15 protein-coding genes and 1 pseudogene are annotated in these 18,233 nt (G+C 63.5%); 13 read left to right on the top strand and 3 right to left on the bottom strand.

The genetic code is table 11. The features are described from left to right. The first annotated feature begins 264 nt into the window (after positions 1-264). Positions 265-969, top strand: a complete 705-nt coding sequence (locus ACNFCJ_RS22960) for a lipopolysaccharide kinase InaA family protein (protein WP_416773756.1) — start codon at positions 265-267, stop codon at positions 967-969. Between the two features lie 358 nt (positions 970-1,327). Then, positions 1,328-1,564 carry a hypothetical protein gene (locus ACNFCJ_RS22955; protein WP_179574454.1) on the top strand — a complete coding sequence of 79 codons (237 nt, stop codon included), beginning with the start codon at positions 1,328-1,330 and terminating at the stop codon, positions 1,562-1,564. 230 nt (positions 1,565-1,794) lie between these two features. On the opposite strand, the pseudogene ACNFCJ_RS22950 reads toward ACNFCJ_RS22955, so the two are convergent. Then, a pseudogene (locus ACNFCJ_RS22950) lies at positions 1,795-2,409 on the bottom strand (arylamine N-acetyltransferase family protein). A 173-nt stretch (positions 2,410-2,582) separates the two neighbouring features. Between ACNFCJ_RS22950 and ACNFCJ_RS22945 the strand changes: the two are divergent. Then, positions 2,583-2,789, top strand: coding sequence for a hypothetical protein (locus ACNFCJ_RS22945; protein WP_179572282.1), 207 nt, complete (start codon positions 2,583-2,585; stop codon positions 2,787-2,789). A 119-nt stretch (positions 2,790-2,908) separates the two neighbouring features. Here ACNFCJ_RS22945 and ACNFCJ_RS22940 read toward each other — a convergent pair whose 3' ends face one another. Continuing rightward, the gene (locus tag ACNFCJ_RS22940; RefSeq protein WP_416773755.1) at positions 2,909-4,405 is read right to left on the bottom strand and encodes a CoA-acylating methylmalonate-semialdehyde dehydrogenase; all 1,497 of its coding nucleotides are present in this window, start codon (positions 4,403-4,405) and stop codon (positions 2,909-2,911) included. Positions 4,406-4,505: 100 nt separating this feature from the next. Next, the gene (locus ACNFCJ_RS22935) at positions 4,506-5,852 is read right to left on the bottom strand and encodes an aspartate aminotransferase family protein (RefSeq protein WP_017363637.1); all 1,347 of its coding nucleotides are present in this window, start codon (positions 5,850-5,852) and stop codon (positions 4,506-4,508) included. A 182-nt stretch (positions 5,853-6,034) separates the two neighbouring features. Between ACNFCJ_RS22935 and ACNFCJ_RS22930 the strand changes: the two genes are divergently transcribed. The 10 genes from ACNFCJ_RS22930 (at position 6,035) to ACNFCJ_RS22885 (ending at position 18,069) form a co-directional block, all read left to right on the top strand. Then, a complete protein-coding gene (locus tag ACNFCJ_RS22930) occupies positions 6,035-6,952 on the top strand; it encodes a LysR family transcriptional regulator (RefSeq protein ID WP_416773754.1) in 918 nt (305 codons plus the stop codon). Between the two features lie 235 nt (positions 6,953-7,187). Continuing rightward, on the top strand, positions 7,188-9,185 hold the full coding sequence (locus ACNFCJ_RS22925) for a methyl-accepting chemotaxis protein (protein ID WP_416773753.1): 1,998 nt from the start codon (positions 7,188-7,190) through the stop codon (positions 9,183-9,185). A gap of 152 nt (positions 9,186-9,337) precedes the next feature. After that, positions 9,338-10,003, top strand: a complete 666-nt coding sequence (locus ACNFCJ_RS22920; RefSeq protein WP_416773752.1) for a TetR/AcrR family transcriptional regulator — start codon at positions 9,338-9,340, stop codon at positions 10,001-10,003. Positions 10,004-10,057: 54 nt separating this feature from the next. Beyond that, positions 10,058-11,938, top strand: a complete 1,881-nt coding sequence (locus ACNFCJ_RS22915; protein WP_416773751.1) for a PhoX family protein — start codon at positions 10,058-10,060, stop codon at positions 11,936-11,938. A gap of 71 nt (positions 11,939-12,009) precedes the next feature. Further along, the gene (locus ACNFCJ_RS22910; protein ID WP_416773750.1) at positions 12,010-12,594 is read left to right on the top strand and encodes an IMPACT family protein; all 585 of its coding nucleotides are present in this window, start codon (positions 12,010-12,012) and stop codon (positions 12,592-12,594) included. After that, complete coding sequence (locus tag ACNFCJ_RS22905) at positions 12,591-13,160, top strand: DUF922 domain-containing protein (protein ID WP_416773749.1); 570 nt, start codon at positions 12,591-12,593, stop codon at positions 13,158-13,160. Before ACNFCJ_RS22910 ends, ACNFCJ_RS22905 begins: the two co-directional genes overlap by 4 nt. 165 nt (positions 13,161-13,325) lie before the next feature. Next, positions 13,326-14,009, top strand: coding sequence for an SDR family oxidoreductase (locus tag ACNFCJ_RS22900; RefSeq protein WP_416773748.1), 684 nt, complete (start codon positions 13,326-13,328; stop codon positions 14,007-14,009). 370 nt (positions 14,010-14,379) lie between these two features. Then, a complete protein-coding gene (locus ACNFCJ_RS22895) occupies positions 14,380-15,927 on the top strand; it encodes an ABC transporter ATP-binding protein (RefSeq protein ID WP_416773747.1) in 1,548 nt (515 codons plus the stop codon). Between the two features lie 11 nt (positions 15,928-15,938). Beyond that, a complete protein-coding gene (locus tag ACNFCJ_RS22890) occupies positions 15,939-17,036 on the top strand; it encodes an ABC transporter permease (protein WP_416773746.1) in 1,098 nt (365 codons plus the stop codon). A gap of 106 nt (positions 17,037-17,142) precedes the next feature. Beyond that, the gene (locus ACNFCJ_RS22885; RefSeq protein WP_416773745.1) at positions 17,143-18,069 is read left to right on the top strand and encodes an ABC transporter permease; all 927 of its coding nucleotides are present in this window, start codon (positions 17,143-17,145) and stop codon (positions 18,067-18,069) included. Positions 18,070-18,233: the final 164 nt, after the last annotated feature.

The raw sequence follows: 18,233 nt of genomic DNA, 5'->3' as shown, positions 1-18,233 counted from the left end.
TCGGTACGCGAGGTCTTTCGCCAGCTTGGCGACTTTGGGGTGATGGTTGGCCATAGAGAGAAGAGAGCACACGACAGACCGGCTGTCATGTGCTCCTGGTGCAGAATAGCGTTGCCTGCGAAAGAACCAGACCTATCGAAAATTCACGGGCATTTCCTGTGGACTCGGGAACGTTATCTGCTTATGTTTCGTTACAACCCTGAACAACGCAGTACGCGTTCACGAGACGAGCACTGCGCAAACCTCCAATAGAAGAAGAAAAACATGGCCCTTTGCAGCACGAGCGAAATTCCCCAGCAGGCATTCCAACACTGGTGGCAACAGCAAGGTGATTGGGTCGAAGAGCCCAACGTTCGTCGCGGCGGCGAAAGTGGTGTGCAGCGTCTGCTGGATGAAACCGGCGTGCTCTACGCCAAGAAACAGATCGGCCATATCTACCGCAGCCTGCTGCACCCGCAGGGGCGCCCCACAGTCCTGCGCGAACGCAAAGCCCTGCAGGCACTACCCTCTCTGGGCGTGATGGTGCCGCGGATGATCTATTGCGGTATCGATTATGACCAGCAGCAAGGCTGGCGCGGCCTGCTGGTAACCGAGGCATTGGAAGGCTTCGAGAACATCGAGCTCTGGTACGCCCAAGGGGGGCGTGAAGCGTGCGGTGAGGTAGTGCATGCCCAGCTGCTGCAACTGGTTGGTGCAACCCTGGCGCGCATGCACCTGGGACGCTGGCAGCACGGCTGCCTGTACGCCAAACACATCTTCGTGCGCATCGACGGCGAAACGCCGCAGGTGGCCCTGCTGGACCTGGAAAAAAGCCGTCGCCGCCTGACCCGCCTCCAGGCCGCTCAGCACGACCTGCCGCAACTACGACGCCATAGCCCTTGGTCCGACGCCGACTGGCAACAACTATTGCAGGGCTATCGCCAGATATTCGCCGATGGTGCCAAAGGTCTCGGCACAGCTATTGCTTGAGTAAACGACTGCCGGCCCAGTGCCGGCAGTGCTTTATCCGCAACACCTCGATCCATCCGCATTACCCCCACCAGGAAGTGGCTCTACCTCGCACCTTTTCGCCAGGTAACGAGAACGGCTACAGGCGACTGCACCTGCCAAGGCCGGCTGTTACACGGTGCCGTGACCGGCACCTAAGGTTACGTTAAGACGTTACCTGCACCATTGTTGAACCAACCGACCAGGCCCGAGTCCCAGCACAGCCCCGGCTGATGCCAGCTACACGCTAAGACCGTTCGTCGCATGAGACGACGACGAGGCAATGGGTGATCTAGATTTAGCGAACAGCGTTTGGCAGTGCTTTCAAGGGGTTAGCAAAATGAAATTAGAAATAGCACGAGGTTTGTTCCTTGGCCTCGCACTCAGCGTAACGGCAATCGCCGCCGCAGCCTGGCAGGAGCCCGGCCCACGCGTACTGGAAGCGCAAGCCTGCACCGCTGTGGAACCCTGTCCAACCGCGCCTTTGCGCAAGCAGGTACAGCCCGCAGCCAACCCGGACGCCAACCTGCTGGTGCTGATGTTCGGCCTCAGCGGCGCGATGAAGGGCGAGCAGTAACGGCATACGCTCAGCCACTACTCGCGAAACGGGCCTACCAGTCTTACCGGACGGCCCGCCATAGGAGTCCTCCGCGCGTTTCGAGCAATCTCCTCCTGCTTACCAGCATCACTTGCAAGCACCTACATGCCCACTTGCTAATCGCTACCTGCAATATCGAGTGATGGCTAATATCGCTTCGCAGCTAAAGCCCCTCCTACAAGAACGTGGCGATACCAGCGGCCTTACATTCACGCCCCCGCAATCAATCGCTCGATGATCTGCCGTAGCTCAGGATGCACCGGCACCCGAATCCCAAACTCCTCACGCAACACCCTGAGCACCTCATCGACACTCTGCAACTGCACCCGCTCACTCGCCTGCCCCTGGCGGTGAATGGCGAAGCTGCCATTGTTCAGCGTCTTGCGCAGGCCGGGCCCGGTGCGGGCGGCGATCATCTGGCCGAGGAAAGGCGAATCCGGGTGGGTGCACACGTACCAGTTGCCCACCACGTAATCGATATCCGCCACCTGCTGCAGATCGAACACATACATCGCCCGCCAGCTGCCGGCGACCAATGCGCGCAGGGTTTAGGTGCCATCCACCAGCGCCTGCAACAGCAGCAGGTACAGGCGGTTGAGTTCGAAGCAGTAACCGCCACGACCCTGGCGTAGCAGCTTGTCCTGAATCGCGGCGGGCTCGACCTCCACCGGCACGCGCAGCATGCTGGCCAGGGTTTCGAAGGGGAATTCGGCAGTGTGTCGCGCCTGCAGCTCACGCAGGGTGTCGAGGCTAGGCGGCGGCGCCGACGAGCACCCCAGGCGCCCGAGGTAGGTGTGTAGATCCAGCATGAATGGCTCGGTCATCGTGCATCTCCCTTTCTACTGCCGGCTGTTTTACCAGAGGCCAGAGATAGACGATATGCAACGAGCCGCGTGGCGTGCTCGAGTCAGCGCTTTCGGTTTGCGGAGTCGGCACACACAAATCGACAGAAATGCGCCAATCTATTGTTCATCGCACGAGCTTGCCCGAGGACTCCATGATGCATCTGCGCCGTTTCTGCACGTTTTCCCTGTTACTCATCTTGAGCGGCTGCGGCGCCGGTGAGACGGCCGCCACGGCGACACTCCAGGCTGAGCAGGCCAAACAGGCTCAGCAGCAAATGGAGCAGCTCAAGCAGCAGATTGACCAGGCCAATGCAGCGAACACCCAGCGTCTGCAGGAGGCCATCGATCAGGCGCAGTGAGCGGCGTCTCCTGGGGGTATTTCCATCCAGCGGAGCGCTGCTTGCAACGAGCAACGCGCCGCCTGACAACAAAAAGGCCGATCACATGATCGGCCTTTTCGTTCAGAGCGTCAGCTCACTCAGCCATTGCTGGGGAAAGCGAACTGCGCCGCTTCGTGGCTCTTGCGTGCCGGCCAGCGTTGGGTGATGGCCTTCTTGCGGGTGTAGAAGCGCACGCCATCCGGACCGTAGGCATGCAGGTCGCCGAACAGCGAACGCTTCCAGCCGCCGAAGCTGTGGTAAGCCACCGGCACCGGCAGCGGTACGTTGACGCCGACCATGCCGACTTCGATCTCGTCGCAGAACAGGCGCGCGGCTTCACCGTCGCGGGTGAAGATGCAGGTGCCGTTGCCGTACTCGTGATCGTTGATCAGTTGCATGGCTTCTTCCAGGCTGCCGACGCGGACGATGCACAGCACCGGGCCGAAGATTTCGTCGGTGTAGATGGTCATTTCCGGGGTCACCTTGTCGAACAGGGTGCCGCCGACGAAGTAACCGTTCTCGTTGCCAGCGACCACCAGGTTGCGGCCGTCGACCACCAGCTTGGCGCCCTGCTCGACCCCGGCGTCGATGTAGCCCTTGACCTTGTCGCGCGCAGCGGCGGTGACCAGCGGGCCCATGTCCAGGCCGCAGGAGGTGCCGGCACCGATTTTCAGCGCCTGGATCTGCGGGACGATCTTCTCGACCAGTGCATCGGCGATCTGGTCGCCCACGCACACGGCCACGGAGATAGCCATGCAGCGCTCACCGCAGGAGCCGTAGGCCGCGCCCATCAGTGCGCTGACGGCGTTGTCGAGGTCGGCATCAGGCATCAGCACGGCGTGGTTCTTGGCGCCGCCCAGGGCCTGCACGCGTTTGCCACGCTTGGTGCCTTCGCTGTAGATGTACTCGGCGATCGGCGTCGAACCGACGAAGCTCAGGGCCTTGACCTCAGGCGCTTCGATCAGCGCGTCGACCGCGTCCTTGTCGCCGTTGACCACGTTCAGCACGCCCTTGGGCAGGCCGGCCTGGTTCAGCAGTTCGGCGATGAACAGGGTGGAGCTCGGGTCGCGCTCGGATGGCTTCAAGATGAAGCAGTTACCGCAGACGATGGCCAGCGGATACATCCACAGCGGCACCATGGCCGGGAAGTTGAACGGGGTAATTCCTGCCACGACGCCAATGGGTTGCAGATCGGTCCAGGCGTCGATGTTCGGGCCGACGTTGCGGCTGTATTCGCCCTTGAGAATGTCCGGGGCGGCGCAGGCGAACTCGACGTTCTCGATGCCGCGCTTGAGTTCACCGACGGCGTCTTCGAGGGTCTTGCCATGCTCGGCGCTGATCAGTGCGGCGATTTCGTTCTCGTTCTGCTCCAGCAACTGCCTGAAGCGGAACATGATCTGCGCGCGCTTGGCCGGCGGGGTGTTGCGCCAGGCCGGGAAGGCAGCCTTGGCGGCGTCGATGGCCAGTTGCATGGTGGCGCGATCAGCCAGGCCGACGGCGCTGGTGGAGTCGCCGGTGGACGGGTTGTACACCGGGGCGCTGCGACCGTTGCCGGCAACGCGTTCGCCGTTGATCAGGTGCGGGATGTGGCTCATGGGGTTCTCCAAGGTCAGGCGTAGGGTGGATGACGCTCTTTTCATCCACCTTAGGGATTCGATGATTGGTGGATGGGTAAAGCGCCATCCACCCTACGGTTCAATCCAGTTTGTTCAGGACATCGCCAACGGCATTGAAGACGCGGTCGAGGTCTTCGATCTTGGCGTTGAAGGTTGGGCCGAACTGCAGGGTGTCGCCACCGAAGCGCACGTAGAAACCGGCCTTCCAAAGAGCCATGCCGGCCTCGAACGGACGGATCACCGCGTCACCGTCACGCGGGGCGATCTGCAGGGCGCCAGCCAGGCCGCAGTTGCGAATATCGATGATGTGCTTGGTACCCTTCAGGCCATGCAGCGCGGCCTCGAACTTCGGCGCCAACTCGGCGGACTGCTGGATCAGGTTCTCGCGCTTGAGCAGCTCCAGCGTCGCCAGACCAGCGGCACAGGCCACCGGGTGCGCCGAGTAGGTGTAGCCGTGGGTGAACTCGATCATATGCTCCGGCGATGGCTGCTGCATGAAGGTGTTGTAGATCTCGCTGCTAGCGATCACCGCACCCAGCGGGATGGCGCCGTTGGTGATCTGCTTGGCGACGTTCATCAGGTCCGGGGTCACGCCGAAGAACTCAGCACCACTCCACTTGCCCATGCGGCCGAAGCCGGTGATCACTTCGTCGAAGATCAGCAGGATGTTGTGCTGGGTGCAGATTTCGCGCAGACGCTGCAGGTAGCCCACCGGCGGCACGAGGGCGCCAGCCGAGCCTGACATCGGCTCGACGATCACCGCAGCGATGTTGGAAGCGTCGTGCAGTTCGATCAGCTTGAGCAGTTCGTTGGCCAGCTCCACGCCGCCAGTTTCGGCCATGCCCTTGGTGAAGGCCATGCCCGGCTGCAGGGTGTGCGGCAGGTGATCGGCATCCATCAGTTGGCCATACATCTTGCGGTTGCCGCCGATGCCACCGAGGGCGGTGCCGGCGATATTGACGCCGTGGTAGCCACGGGCACGGCCGATGAAGCGGGTCTTGGAAGCCTGGCCTTTCAGGCGCCAATAGGCCTTGGCCATCTTCACCGCAGTGTCGGCGCATTCGGAGCCGGAGCCGGTGAAGAATACATGGTTGAGATCACCTGGCATCAGGTCGGCAACCTGCTCGGCCAGCTTGAACGACAGCGCATGGCCGAACTGGAAACCCGGCGAGTAGTCGAGGGTACCGAGTTGCTTGGCCACGGCTTCCTGGATTTCCTTGCGCGAGTGGCCGGCGCCGCAAGTCCACAGGCCGGACAGGCTGTCGTAGACCTTGCGACCCTGGTCGTCGACCAGCCAGCTACCCTCGGCACCGACGATCAGTCGCGGGTCACGCTGGAAGTTGCGGTTGGCGGAGAACGGCATCCAGTGCGCATCCAGCTTGAGCTGGCTGGCCAGGGACGGGGTTGCGGTCTGCGGCATGTTCATCGGAGGAGCCTCGAGCTGGCGGCGTTTGGAAGATTTGTAGTCCGACAAGCCATATAGGCACCATGCGAATCGCGGCTAAAGCCGCTCCTACAAAAACCTGTCTGTTGCCAGCAAAGGTGCCACGGGCATAGAGTCAGTAAAACAGTACTCTTCTTATCTTCAGTTCAAGGCCTACTAAACAAATGAGCAGCCGCCGCCCCGATCCGCTGGCCCAGGTCAGCGACTTTGAAATCCGCCTGCTCAAGCTGTTTCGCAGCGTGGTGGAATGCGGCGGTTTTTCCGCAGCCGAAAGCGCCCTGGGCATCGGCCGCTCGGCCATCAGCCAGCAGATGAGCGACCTCGAACAACGCCTCGGCCTGCGCCTGTGCCAGCGCGGCCGCGCCGGTTTCGCCCTGACCGAGGAAGGCCGCGAGGTGTACCAGAGCACCCTGCAATTGCTGGCGGCGCTGGAAAGCTTTCGCACCGAGGTCAACGGCCTGCACCAGCACCTGCGTGGCGAGCTGAACATCGGCCTGACCGACAACCTGGTGACCATCCCGCACATGCGCATCACCAATGCCCTGGCGCGGCTCAAGGTGCAGGGACCGGACGTGCGCATCAACATCCGCATGACGCCGCCGTCGGAGGTGGAACAGGGTGTGCTCGATGGCCGCCTGCATATCGGCGTGGTGCCGCAGGTAGGCGCCCTCTCCGGTCTGGAATACCAGGCGCTGTACGACGAGCGCTCGCTGCTCTACTGCGCGGTCGGCCACCCGCTGTTCTATGTCGATGACCAGCAGCTTGAAGACCAACGCCTCAACGCTCAGGAGGCCATCGCCCCGACCTTCCGCGTACCGCCCGAGGTGCAGAACCACTACCAGGCGCTGAACTGCACGGCCAGCGCCTCGGACCGCGAAGGCATGGCCTTCCTTATTCTCACCGGGCGCTATATCGGCTACCTGCCCGACCACTATGCCCAGGCCTGGGTCCAGCAGGGCCGCCTGCGCGCGCTCAAGGCCAGCAGCCGTTTCTACGACATCAACCTGGCGGCGGTCACGCGCAAAGGCCGCCGTGCGCACCTGGTGCTGGAGAGCTTTCTCGAAGCCCTGGCTGAGGCCTGACCGCGCACCAAAACAGCGCTCAGGCACCAATAACGGGCAAGTCCTTAGTCCCGGTGGCCCCCGAACAACCCAGTCGAAACCAGACTTACCGCTGCAGAACGCCGATATCATGTCGCCATATTAATGACGGCAAGTTTCTTGCTGGCAAATCGCCAGGGCGATGATCGCACTGCGCTTACTCCCTTCGCATGGCCGGCCACTCGGCTGTCGTTACTCCTGGTTCTCGAGGCTCATGATGTTCTTCTTCAAACCGGTTCTGGCGTTGATGAACCGCGCGCGTTACGCCCACAAATTCCTGCTGATCTTTACTGTGTTCATGCTGCCCTACTGCTGGCTATCGGTGAGCAAGCTGCTCGACGTCAACGCCACGCTGGAGCAGTCGCAGCACGAGCTACAAGGCCTGCAGACCATCGAGCGCTACCTGCCGGTGTATCGCCAGGCCCTGGAGCAGGCCGGCATGCATGTGATCGGCTATGCGCGTAACAAGGACGACGCCAAGCAGGAGATCGAGCGCCGCAGCCAGAGCTTCGTCGCGGCCATCGCGGAACTCAATGCCAGCCTCGATAGCGACGTGTTCGCCGACATGAAACTGGCCGAAAGTGACCCCGGGTTCAACGCCGACAAGAAACTCTCGGTGCAGGGCCTCAGCTCGCAGATGATCGAGCACGTCGCCTCGGTGCACGACCTGAGCGCCAACATGCGCGAGATCGCCGCCTTGTCCAAGTTGAGCCAGGACAGCAACCCGCGCATCTACCGCAACGTAGACCTGCTGCTCAATCAACTGCTGCCGCTGTACGAAGTGCTGACCCAGACCCGCACCTATGCCGGCTACATGACCGCCTACGGCTTCCTCGAATCCTCGTCGCGTTCGGCCATCACCAACCAGCTCAGCACTCTGCAACGCTACGCCGGCGGCATCGAGGCCAAGGGCAACGCCGAGGCCCAGCAGTTGATGACGAGCGCCGCGCGAGATGCCGCCGAGCAATACAAGCGCGAGATCGTCGATATCTATACCCGGAGCGGCTACTTCGACCAGAACGCGGTGGAACACTGGCTGCAGCGCTACGAATCCTATGCGCCGCAGGCAGCCGAGCTGGACACGGCCGCGAGCCTGCTGCTGGAGGAAATTGCCGGACTGCTGCAGGCTCGCACCGACGCCAATCTGCGCGAGCTGATGCTGTGGGCCGGTGCATTGCTGGTGGTGATCGCCCTGCTGGTGTACCTGTTCATCGGTTTCTACCTCTCGGTACGGGGCGCCATTCGCGACCTGACCAATGCCACCCGACGCATGGCCGAAGGTGACCTGCGTCAAAGCGTGAAGACCGCTGCGCGTGACGAGCTGGGCGACCTCGCCCAGGACTTCAACGAGATGCAGACGCGTATGAGCGAACTGATCGCGCAGGTCGCACGCTTCTCCGAAACCACCCTGGACAAGGCGCAGAGCGTCAGCGACAGCGCCTCCACCAGCCAGCGCAGCGTAGAGCGTCAGGCCAATGAACTGGAGCTGATCGCCACCTCGATGAGCGAGCTGGTCAGCAACGTTCAGGAGGTCAGCCAGAACTCCCACGTGACTGCCGACAAGGCCAATACCGCAGGCGAGAAATGCCGCGAAGGCCGAGTGCAGGTCGACCATGCGGTGTCACGTATCAACCAGCTGTTCAGCGAGATGGATGACTCCATCGGCGCCATCACCTCGGTGGAGAAGGAAAGCGAGGAAATCGCCAAGGCCGTCGACCTGATCAAGAGCGTCGCCGAGCAGACCAACCTGCTCGCCCTCAACGCCGCCATCGAGGCCGCACGTGCTGGCGAACAGGGCCGCGGCTTTGCCGTGGTGGCCGACGAAGTACGCAGCCTGGCCATTCGCTCCCACGAGCTCACCGGCGAGATCGACCAGACCATCGGTCGCCTGCGCCAGCAGGTCGGCAGCGCGGTGAAGACCATTCGTGGCAGCCACCAGAGCGCAGCGCAGAGCGTCGAGCAGATCACCCTGACGGCGAACATCTTCGAGCAGATCACCGGCAGCATGGATCAGATCATCGACCACAACATCCAGATCGCCTCGGCCGCCGAGCAGCAGGCTGCGGTGGTTCAGGGCGTCGAGCAGAACACCCTGGAGATCAAGAGCCTCAGCGACAGCAACGCACATGAAGCGCAGAGCACGGTAAACGTCAGCGACGAGCTGACCGGCATGACCCGCAACCTGCACGGCCTGATTGCCAACTTCAAGGTATGACCCGCGTGGCCGTAAGCGAGCCCCGCTCACGGCCGGCCTGGGGTGACGCAGCCGACGCAAACGGGCTTTTTCACGCCGTAATGCTTGTCACCCAGGCTGTGCTGGGGTATCTGTGCAAACGCCCCGCTCCCTGATCAGTCCGGAATCGCCTCATGACCTTCGAAGTCCCCGCCCACAGCGCCAACGACAAGCCCGCCGGGCGTATCCGCCAGAAGAACGAAGAAGCCATCATCAAGGCTGCCGAGGAAGAATTCGCCCGGCACGGTTTCAAGGGCACCAGCATGAACACCATCGCGCAGAACGTGGGCCTGCCCAAGGCCAACCTGCACTACTACTTCAACAACAAGCTGGGGCTGTACCTGGCGGTGCTGAGCAATATCCTCGAACTGTGGGACAGCACCTTCAACAACCTCACGGTCGACGACGATCCGGCCGAGGCGCTGGAGCATTACATCCGCGCCAAGATGGAATTCTCCCGGCGCCAGCCGAAGGCTTCGCGCATCTTCGCCATGGAAGTGATCAGCGGTGGCGACTGCCTGTCGCAGTACTTCAACCAGAACTACCTGGACTGGTTCCGTGGCCGTGCCGCCGTGTTCGAAGGTTGGATCGCCGCCGGCAAGATGGACCCGGTCGACCCGATCCACCTGATCTTCTTGCTGTGGAGCAGCACCCAACACTATGCGGACTTCGCCTCGCAGATCTGCCGCGTGAAGCAGAGCTCGCGCCTGACCAAGCAGGACTTCGAGGAAGCTGCCGATCAACTGGTGCAGATCATCCTCAAGGGCTGCGGCCTGACGCCCGTCAAAAAAGCTTCATAGATTCGTCACATCCGCGCACTAGGCTGCCCTCCATTTCTGGAGGAGACATGCCTGATGGATAACAACGATCTGACTGACCTGCAGCGCCTGGTACTAAGCCGCCGCCGCTTCATCGGTACCGGCGCCCTGGCAGGTGCCGCACTGTTCCTTGCTGGAACCCCGCTGGGCCGTACGGCACTGGCCAATGCCATCAGCGCCGCCCCGCTGCTGGGTTTCGATAACATCGCCGCGACCACGGCGGACACCATCACCCTGCCGCCGGGCTACCGCTTCGACATGCTGATCAGTTGGGGCCAGCCCCTGCACCAGGATTCCGCAGCCTATCGCGGCGACGGCAGCCACAGCGCCAAAGAACAGCTTGGCCAGTTCGGCGAGAACAACGACGGCATGAGCTTTTTCCCCTGGCCGGGTGATGCCAACCGTGCGCTGATGGCGATCAACAACGAATACTGCAACTACCCCTACCTGCTGGCACACGGCAAGCCGCCGCAGTCGTTGGACGATGTGCGCAAGGCGCAAGCTGCCGTGGGGGTCACCGTCATCGAGGTCAAACGCGATGCTGGGGGCGCCTGGCAGTTCGTCCAGGGCTCGCCTTACAACCGCCGCATCCACGCCAACCTGCCCATGGAAGTCAGCGGCCCGGCGCGCGGTCATGCATCGATGAAGACCGCCGCTGATCCGGCTGGTATCGAAGTGCTCGGCACCTTTCAGAACTGCGCCAACGGCATGACGCCCTGGGGCACCTACCTGACCTGCGAAGAGAACTTCAGCGACTGCTTTGGCAGCACCGACGCCGCGCTGCAACTCACGCCAGCGCAGAAGCGCTACAGCGTCAAACTCGAAGGCGCCAGCGACAACCGCTGGCACCTGTTCGATGAGCGCTTCGATATCGCCCGCACCCCCAACGAGTTGAACCGCCACGGCTGGGTCACCGAAATCGATCCCTTCGACCCCGCGTCCAAGCCGATCAAGCGCACCGCGCTGGGCCGCTTCAAGCACGAGAACGCGGCCATCACCCTCAGCCGCGATGGCCGCGTGGTGGTGTACATGGGCGATGATGAGCGCGGTGAGTTCATCTACAAATTCGTCAGCCGTGACCGTCTCGACAAGCGCAACCCCAAGGCCAACCGTCACTTGCTCGATCATGGCGATCTGTACGTGGCCCAACTGGATGCCAACGCGCAGCAGCCGCGTGGCTCCGGCCGCTGGATCAAACTGGGCTTCGGCCACAACGGCCTGACCCCGGAGAACGGCTTCAGCGACCAGGGCGATGTGCTGATTCGTGCCCGCGCTGCCGGCAGCCATGTGGGCGCAACCCGCATGGACCGCCCGGAGTGGATCGCCGTCAGCCCGAAGGACGGCCAGGTCTACTGCACCCTGACCAACAACGTACAACGTGGCAGCGAAGGTCAGCCGATGGACGGCGCCAACCCGCGCGCCAACAACCTCTATGGACAGCTTCTGCGCTGGCGTGAAGCGGCTGACGATGCCGCCGCCGAGCGTTTTGACTGGGATCTGTTCGTGGTCGCCGGCAACCCGGCAGTCCACCCTGACAGCGCCAACGCGGGGTCGGCCAACGTCAACGCCGACAACATGTTCAACAGCCCGGACGGGCTGGCCTTCGACCAGGATGGCCGGCTGTGGATCCAGACGGACGGCAACTATGGCAATAGCGGCGACTTCGCCGGCATGGGCAACAACCAGATGCTCTGCGCCGACCCTGTGAGCGGTGAGATTCGCCGCTTCCTGGTCGGCCCCAAGGGCTGCGAGATTACCGGCGTGGCCTTCAGCCCGGATCAACGCGCGCTGTTCATCGGTGTGCAGCATCCGGGTGAAGGCGGTGGTTCGACCTTCCCCGACCATCAGCCGAGCATGCGCCCACGCTCCTCGGTGGTGGTGGTTCGCCGTGACGACGGTGGCGTGATCGGCGCCTGAACGCGCGCTGCATGAAATGACGCCCGCCAGGCTTATACTGGCGGGCGTTTTCGTTTGCAGACCCACGTGCCATGCCCACTACCCTGCTCGGCCCTTGCGAGTACCGCGAGGAAATCCGCAAGAGCCGCTTCCTCGCCCTCGCCGCGCCAGTCAGCAGCGCAGCCGAGGCGCAAGCCTTCATCGACAGCCACAGTGACCTGGCCGCCTCGCACAACTGCTGGGCGTGGAAGGTCGGCAATCAGTACCGTTTCAACGACGACGGCGAACCTGGCGGCACGGCCGGCAGGCCAATCCTTGCCGCCATCGAGGGGCAGGGCTGCGACCAGGTGGTGGTGCTGGTGATCCGCTGGTACGGCGGCATCCAGCTCGGCACCGGCGGCCTGGCCCGCGCCTACGGCGGCAGCGCAGGCAAATGCCTGCAGGCTGGCGAACGCCGCGAACTGATCGTACGCCAGACCTTTACCTGCCATTTGCAGTTCGCCGAACTGGCGCTGTTCAAGGCACGCCTGAACGAGTGCGACAGCCTGATCGAGGGCGAAGACTACGACGCCACCGGCGCCCGCCTGCACCTAGCCGTGGCGCCAGGCGAGCGCGCCGCACTGGAACGCTTGCTGGGCGATATCAGCCGAGGTCGCGAGAGCCTGAGGGCGCCATGAAACGCACGATCATTGCTCTTCTGCCACTGCTGTCGAGCCTGACCCTGCCGGCCACAGCTGACGTGCAGGAGCGTTTACAGGAGCAGTTCTACGACCTGCAGGTGGCTTCCGGGCAATCCCTCAGCCGCGCCATCAACCAGGCCTCGCCGATCCGCCAGAACGGCCAGATTTACCATGCCTACACCCGCTGGCAGGTGCAGTGGAACTACTGGTGGCGCGAGCAACGCGACGGTCGCTGCCAGATCGACCTCACCCGCACCCAGTTGCATGCCACCCTCACCCTGCCCCGTCTCAGTGGCGGCGACGCGCAGCAACGTCAGCGTTTCGAGCACTACCTCGGCGCACTGCGCGAGCATGAGCTGGGCCATTACCGCATCGGCCAGGCGGCGGCCGCCGAAATCGACACAGCCCTGCTGCAGACCCCGGAATACCCCAGTTGCACCGAATTGCAACGCCAGGCCAACCAACGCGCGAATACCGTGCTGCAACTGTATATCGAACAGGAACGACGTTACGACCGCGACACCGGTCACGGCCGCACCCAGGGCGCCTGGTTGACGGAGTGACACTGCAGCAAAAATGTAGGAGCGGCGCCCCGCCGCGAATCCGGCTTGGATGCCCCAGCGAAGCTTCGCCCCGGGGTGGGACTCCTACGAACGGCTGCTTTGCCGGGCTAATCAGGCCGGCATTCGCTATGCTGCCCACCTCTGTAAACCCTCATGGAGCCTGATATGACTGCGCCCCGATCCATTCTGATCATCGGTGCCTCACGTGGCCTCGGCCTGGGTCTGGCCGGTGAATTCGCTGCCCAGGGCTGGGCCGTGACGGCCACCGTGCGTAGCGCCGCACAACAAGCCCCTCTGCAAGGGCTCGGCGTGCATGTAGAGCAACTGGAAATGACTGACCCGGCCAGCCTTGAGCAGCTCGCTGGACGCCTGAGCGGGAAACGCTTCGACGTCATCTTCGTCAATGCCGGCGTAGCGGGCCCAGCGCACCACAGCACCGCCCAGGCCAACGCCGAGGAAATGGGCCAACTGTTCCTGACCAACGCCGTCGCCCCGCTGCGCGTGGCCGAGCGCCTGCTGCCGAACCTGGCCGCCGAGCACGGGTTGATCGTGTTCATGAGTTCGATCCTCGGCAGCATCGAAACCGGCGCAGGCATGGGCATGCCGCTGTATGGCGCCAGCAAGGCAGCACTCAACCACCTGACGCAGTGCTTCGTGCGCAACCAGAACAACCCCAGGCTCGGCGTGCTGCTGATGCACCCCGGCTGGGTGCGCACCGACATGGGCGGCGACAACGCCCCGCTGGATATCGACAGCAGTTGCAAGGGCATGGTCCTACAGGTCAGCGCTGCCGTCGGCCAACCAGGCCTGCGCTACCTGGACTACCAAGGCAATCCTCTGCCCTGGTAAGCCTCACGGCGAGCCGATATGTAATCGATGGGTTGAGCTTGGCGAAACCCATCGACCGTTTCCCGGGTTTCGCTACGCTCTACCCAGGCTACTTGCTTGCTACTTGCTAGTAGGCAGCGAACCCCGGATTGCATCCGGGCTACGAGTCGCGGCTAAAGCCCCTCCTACAGGCAGTATCTGCTTTGTGGGAGGGGCTTTAGCCGCGAACGCGCGAATGCGGTGCGTTGGATTCTGCTCACGGAGAGGTGCGCACCAAGGATGGGCAGAAAAATGTGCTCGCCCATGAGCGAGAGTCCTAACAATGGATTTTCTGACCTCCTGGCCAAGTTTTTGCTTTAGCCACGCTCAGTTCCTCCCATGAGCGTTTTCCATGTCCGCCTCACCTGACCTCCCCCGCTTGCAGCTAACGGCCATCAGCAAGCAGTACCCCGGCTGCCTGGCCAATGACCGTATCGATTTGAGCATTGCCCCCGGCGAGATCCGCGCCCTGCTCGGCGAAAACGGTGCCGGCAAGAGCACGCTGATGAAGATCATCTACGGCGTCACCCAGCCCAGCAGCGGCGAGATTCGCTGGCAGGGCCAGGCCTTGAAGATGCGCGACCCGGCCATGGCGCGGCGCCTGGGCATCGGCATGGTATTCCAGCATTTCTCGCTGTTCGAGACCCTGACCGTGGCCGAGAACATCGCCCTGGCCATGGGCACAGAGGCCGGCACGCCGAAGCAGTTGGAGCCGAAGATCCGCGAGGTGTCGCAGCGCTATGGCATGGCGCTGGAGCCAACGCGTCTGGTGCACAGCCTGTCCATCGGCGAACGCCAGCGAGTGGAGATCGTGCGCTGCCTGATGCAAGACATCAAGCTGCTGATCCTCGACGAACCCACCTCGGTACTCACCCCGCAGGAGGCCGACGAGCTGTTCGTCACCCTACGCCGCCTGGCCGTCGAAGGCTGCAGCATCCTCTTTATCAGCCACAAGCTCGGCGAAGTGCGCGCGCTGTGCCAGAGCGCCACGGTGCTGCGCGGCGGGCGGGTGTCCGGCCATTGCGTACCGGCCGAATGCAGCGACCTGGAGCTGGCGCGGCTGATGGTCGGCGACGCCGAGGGGCTGGAAAGCAGTTATCCGAAAGTCAGCGGCGGCCTGCCACGGCTGCGTGTCGATGACCTGAGCTGGCATAACCCCGACCCGTTCGGCTGTTCGCTGGAGCGCATTCGCCTGGAGGTGCGCAGCGGCGAGATCGTCGGCATCGCCGGGGTGGCCGGCAATGGTCAGGACGAGTTGCTCGCCCTGCTCAGCGGCGAAGCCCGCCTGCCCCGTGGCGAGCGCGAACGGGTCAGCCTGGATGCAGCCCCGGTGGCCAATCTGCACCCGGATGCGCGGCGCGGGCTGGGCCTCGCCTTCGTGCCCGCCGAACGCCTCGGTCATGGCGCGGTGCCGGAGATGAGCCTGGTGGACAACGCCCTGCTCACTGCCTTCGGTCAGGGCCTGGTCAAAGGCGGGCTGGTGCAGCGCAGCAAGGTGCGCGCGCTGGCCGACACGATCATCCAGCGCTTCGCGGTGAAGACGCCGGATGCCGACACCGCCGCACGCAGCCTGTCCGGCGGCAATCTGCAGAAATTCATCCTGGGTCGAGAAATCCTGCAAAACCCGAAACTGCTGGTGGCCGCACACCCGACCTGGGGCGTAGACGTCGGCGCGGCAGCCGCCATCCACCGCGCACTGATCGCCCTGCGCGATGCCGGCGCGGCGATCCTGGTGATCTCCGAAGACCTCGACGAGCTGTTCCAGATCAGCGACCGCATCGGCGCGCTGTGCAGCGGGCGGCTGTCGCCGCTGGCCGAGACGGCGCAGGTGTCCACCGTGGAAGTCGGCCGCTGGATGGCCGGTGAATTCGATCAACCCGCCGCTGCTGCGGCCTGCTGACGGAGCCCGTCATGCTGTTATCCCTGGAACCGCGCGGCCAGGAGTCGCGCCCCATGCTCTGGCTGTCGCCGCTGTTGGCCGCCGTGCTGACGCTGCTCAGCGGCATGCTGCTATTCACCCTGCTCGGTCATGCCCCGCTGGAAACCCTGCACACCCTGCTCATCGCCCCGGTCAGCGGCTGGTACGGCGTGTCCGAACTGCTGGTCAAGGCGCTGCCGATTCTGCTCTGCGCCCTCGGCCTGACGGTGGCCTACCAGGCGCGCATCTGGAACATCGGCGCCGAAGGCCAGTTGCTGATCGGCGCCCTGGCCGGCAGCGCCATGGCCCTGCAACTGATCGACTGGGACAGTCGCTGGGCGCTGGCCTGGGTAGTGCTCGCCGGCACCTGTGCGGGCGCGGCCTGGGCCGGGCTGACCGCCTGGCTGCGCACGCAGTTCAACGCCAACGAAATCCTCACCAGCATCATGCTCAACTACATCGCGCTGAACCTGCTGCTGTTCTTCGTGCATGGGCCGCTGAAAGACCCGGCCGGTTTCAACTTTCCCGAATCGGCGATGTTCGACGATGCCAGCCGCCTACCGCTGGTCAGCGAGGACGGGCGCCTGCACGGCGGCCTGTACCTGGCGCTGCTGGCACTGGTGGCGGTGTGGGTGCTGCTGCACAAGAGCTTTCTCGGCTTCCAGATCAAGGTGCTCGGCCTGGACAAGCGCGCCGCCGGTTTCGTCGGCTTTCGCGAGAAGCGCCTGGTGTGGTTCGCCCTGCTGGTCAGCGGCGCGCTGGCCGGCATGGCAGGTGTGGGCGAAGTGGCCGGGCCGATCGGCCAACTGGTACCGCAGGTCTCGCCGGGCTACGGCTATGCGGCGATCACCGTGGCCTTTCTCGGCCGTCTCAATCCGCTCGGCATTCTGTTTGCCAGCCTGTTGATGGCGCTGCTGTACCTGGGTGGCGAGAACGCGCAGATGAACCTCAACCTGCCGCAGGCGATCACCCAGCTGTTTCAGGGAATGATGCTGTTCTACCTGCTGGCCTGTGACGTGCTGATCCTCTACCGGCCCCGGCTGAAGTGGAAATGGGCGAAGCGCGAGCGCCTCGCTGAAGCGACCACCTGAACCCTATTTTCCTGTGGGAGTGGCTGGGTGGCATTGCGCTTTAGCCACGACAAAAGCTCGCCGCTGAAGCGCCTCCCACAAAGAGCCTGACTGCAAAGGAAACCCCATGGATCTCGATCTGTTGACCAATATTTTCTATGCCATGGTGCGCACCGGCACACCGCTGCTACTGGTGGCCCTGGGCGAGCTGGTGTGCGAGAAGAGCGGCGTGCTCAACCTCGGCCAGGAAGGCATGATGCTGTTCGGCGCGGTGATCGGCTTCATCGTCGCCTTCAGCACCGGCAGCCTGTGGCTGGGCGTGTTGCTGGCCATCGTCGCCGGCATGCTGCTGTCGCTGCTGTTCGCTGCCGTGGCACTGGGTTTCAATGCCAACCAGGTGGCCACCGGGCTGGCCCTGACCATCTTCGGCGTCGGCCTGTCCACCTTCGTCGGAGCCGCCTGGGTCGGCAAGCCGCTGACCGGTTTCGAGCCCATCGTCATTCCGCTGCTGTCTGACATCCCGCTGATCGGGCGCATGCTGTTCGCCCAGGACGTGCTGATCTACCTGTCCTTCGCACTGTTCGCGCTGGTGGCCTGGGTGCTGCTGAAAAGCCGTATCGGCCTGATCATCCAGGCCGTTGGCGAAAACCCGGACGCCGCCAGTGCGATGGGCCTGCCAGTGCTGCGCGTGCGCACCCTGGCGGTGCTGTTCGGCGGCGCCATGGCCGGTCTGGCGGGCGGATACCTGTCGCTGGCCTACACGCCGATGTGGGCGGAGAACATGACCGCCGGCCGCGGCTGGATCGCCCTGGCCCTGGTGGTGTTCGCCAGTTGGCGCGTATTCCGTGTGCTGCTCGGCGCCTACCTGTTCGGCCTGGCCAGCATCCTCCACCTGGTGGCGCAGGGCATCGGCCTGTCGATCCCGTCGAACCTGCTGGCCATGCTGCCTTACGTCGCCACAATCATCGTGCTGGTGCTGCTCTCACGTGATGCGATCAAGACCCGGCTGTATGCGCCGGTGTCGCTGGGCCAGCCTTGGCAGCCGGGGCATTGAGGTTCGACAGTTATTAGTCGCGGCTGAAGCCCCTCCCACAAAAGCCCGCCTACACAGACTGTGTGAAAACCTAGCAGTCTGAGAGCAAGCTGAAGACAATGCCTCCATCAGTCGATGGGGGCATTGTCGTTTATGGGCTACATCCAGGGCGAAGGTCGTCAGCA

Source organism: Pseudomonas sp. NY15364, from assembly GCF_048068235.1.
Classification (GTDB): domain Bacteria; phylum Pseudomonadota; class Gammaproteobacteria; order Pseudomonadales; family Pseudomonadaceae; genus Aquipseudomonas; species Aquipseudomonas mendocina_D.
This window is presented reverse-complemented; position numbering and strand designations above follow the sequence as displayed.